The 2772-nt window shown below is 39.2% G+C and carries 2 protein-coding genes and 1 pseudogene; all 3 read left to right on the top strand.

Annotated elements, in window-relative coordinates; translation table 11 throughout:
* Positions 1-978: InlB B-repeat-containing protein (locus ACLR96_RS09685; RefSeq protein ID WP_412265788.1), on the top strand; the 978-nt coding region annotated here is incomplete at its 5' end.
* Between the two features lie 55 nt (positions 979-1033).
* Positions 1034-1261 (top strand): hypothetical protein, encoded by a 228-nt coding sequence (locus ACLR96_RS09690; protein ID WP_177268288.1) that lies wholly within the window; start codon positions 1034-1036, stop codon positions 1259-1261.
* 537 nt (positions 1262-1798) lie between these two features.
* Positions 1799-2772, top strand: a pseudogene (glnS, locus tag ACLR96_RS09695) (glutamine--tRNA ligase); the annotation flags it as partial.

A 2772-nucleotide genomic window follows, 5' to 3' on the forward strand; every position in this document is an offset into this window, starting at 1 on the left:
GGACAGGAAAAGGTTGGCGGAATAGTAGGGCAGTTATACGGAGATTCTGTTGAAAACTGTGTGGCATTAGGTGAATCTGTCGAAGGTACAGCTAATGTCAATCGTATAGTGGGGAAAAAATCCGATGGGACTATTGGTGGTTGCTATGCTTCTGAAACTCTTGAATTATCAACAGGTAAGCCGTCTCCTGTGGGAGAAAAAACAGTAAACGGAGAAACTATCTCAGCGGCAGATGTGGCAGTTAATAAAACTTTGTTCCCTGCAGATAAATGGACGCTGAGAACAGGATATTACCCAACCCTTACCGTCCTTGAAGGCGAAGATAAGCCGGATCAGCTTACAAAGATCCCGGGTGAGTGGTTCGCTCTCACTCTCAAAACAAAAGTAGACGGAACAGAAGAAACGGTCACAAGTGACTTCAAACTTAAAGTACAGGGAAGCCAGGAACCTGCCGTTGATTATACGGAAAATCTTCAGCTTCTTAATGGAACATATGATATTTATATAGGAGAAACAGACACAGGAAAAGACATCACGGGAGATGGACAGGCAATTGTAGTTGATATTGACTATTACACAGTATCCTTCTATGATGGAGATGTAAAGTACGGTGATGATACACCACAGAAAATGCAGACAATTTTAGACGGTCAGAAAGCTGTAAAACCGGAAGTCCCTGTTAAAACCGGATACACATTTAAGGGCTGGAAAGCAAAAGGCGAAGAAGCCTTTTGGAATTTTGATAAAAACACACTTGACGGCAAGGCCGTGAAACTCACCGCTGAATGGGAAAAAGAAGGAACCGCAATTCCTCCCGGTGGAGACGATCAGGGCGATAAGCCGGAACAGGTTAAACCGGATTCCGATAAGTCAGCTGAAACAGGCGATAAAAGCAATAATGTACTATGGTTTATGATAATGATCGCAGCAGGAGTGACTATACTGATTTTCAGAAGAAAAACTTCTGCAGGCAGATAATTTAATACAAGTATATTGTAAAGGAAAAGAGAGCAAACCTATTGAACATAGGATTGTGCAGAAAGCAACTAATCAGCTGACATGCGCACAGTCAATACTCAGATATACGTATCACCGGAAGATCTTTTCAAAAGGCGTAAGGTTTGACATTTTCTTTGAAGATGATGAAAATATATACAACATAAAGATGCAGTGTGCCAAAGAATACGCTCTTTCTTTAAGAGTCGGATACTGCAACAGTCAGTTTGATATGAAGCGTCTTACTAAAGGGAATAAATATTAAAGATAGCCGGTTTGACTATAGCGGAGACTGAGAAATTTTATTGTGTCATAAGCGTAAAAGCTGTGTAAAAATTCAAGTGTTATTAATGCAGATGAAAGTGAGACTTCATTTGCATTATTTTTTTATAAAGGCTAATAGCATTGATGTAAAATATATATGCTCAGAGAAATGGAAGAACTGATAAAGAAAATACGGCCAAGTGATGGCGTTTCAAAGATCGTATGGTGCAGCGGAATCGCTGAAGATAAAAAGTGCAGAGACTTCTTTTTTGATATAGACATAGTCAATGTCACAGGGATTGATATTACGGTGCAGTCAAAAAAATCTGCCTTAACATATATAATGTTTACAGCATACATCATGAATATACAATACGAGTATTTCTCGAAAAGGTCATTTTTACAATATAATCTGCAATATCGGGAACCATATTTACATTGCAGAGTACATATTGCAAGTAGTATAATATAAAGGGTATATGCTTATTTCTGCATAGGTAGCCGAAAATACGGCGATTTTATTTTTACGGAGGGAACGATGGTCGATATAAAAAAAGAAAACATTAGGGAAGAGGCCGGCAATGAAGCTGCTTCTAATTTTATTCATAACATTATAGATAAGGATCTTGAGACACAAAAATACGGAGATAAGGTCCACACCAGATTTCCGCCGGAACCAAACGGATATCTTCATATAGGACATGCCAAGTCTATCTGCCTTAATTTTACAACAGCCGAGAAATATAATGGCAAGTGTAATCTAAGATATGATGATACTAATCCTGTAAAGGAAGATACAGAATATGTTGATTCGATTGAAGAAGATGTGAGATGGCTGGGATTCCAGTGGGATGAAAGACTGTGGGCGTCTGATTACTTTGATGAAATGTATGAGTGTGCAATTATCCTTATAAAAAAGGGAAAAGCATATGTGTGTGACCTTAATTCAGAACAGATCAGAGAGTATAGAGGTACTCTTAAAGAACCGGGAAGAGAAAGTCCTTATAGAGGCAGAAGCATTGAAGAAAATTTGAAACTTTTCGATGAAATGAAACAGGGGAATTTTTCTGACGGAGAGAAAGTGCTCAGAGCTAAGATAGATATGGCTTCTCCGAACATGAATATGAGAGATCCGGTTATTTATAGAATAGCTCATGCAGAACATCATAATACAGGAAATAAATGGTGCATATATCCTATGTATGACTTTGCACATCCTATAGAAGATGCTATAGAGGGAATAACCCATTCTATTTGTACCCTTGAGTTTGAGGATCACAGACCTCTCTATGATTGGGTTCTCAGAGAAGTGGGTAAATGGCCTGCGCCTCCGCAGCAGATAGAGTTTGCAAGATTGAATCTCACCAATACTGTTATGAGTAAGCGTTATCTCAAAGCAATGGTGGATGAAGGAACGGTCGATGGATGGGACGATCCGAGGATGCCGACTATAGCCGGCATTCGAAGGAGAGGATATACGCCGGAAGCTGTAAGAGATTTTTGTGAAAGAAT

Source organism: Lentihominibacter sp. (genome assembly GCF_046951855.1).
Classification (GTDB): Bacteria; Bacillota; Clostridia; order Peptostreptococcales; family Anaerovoracaceae; genus Lentihominibacter; species Lentihominibacter hominis.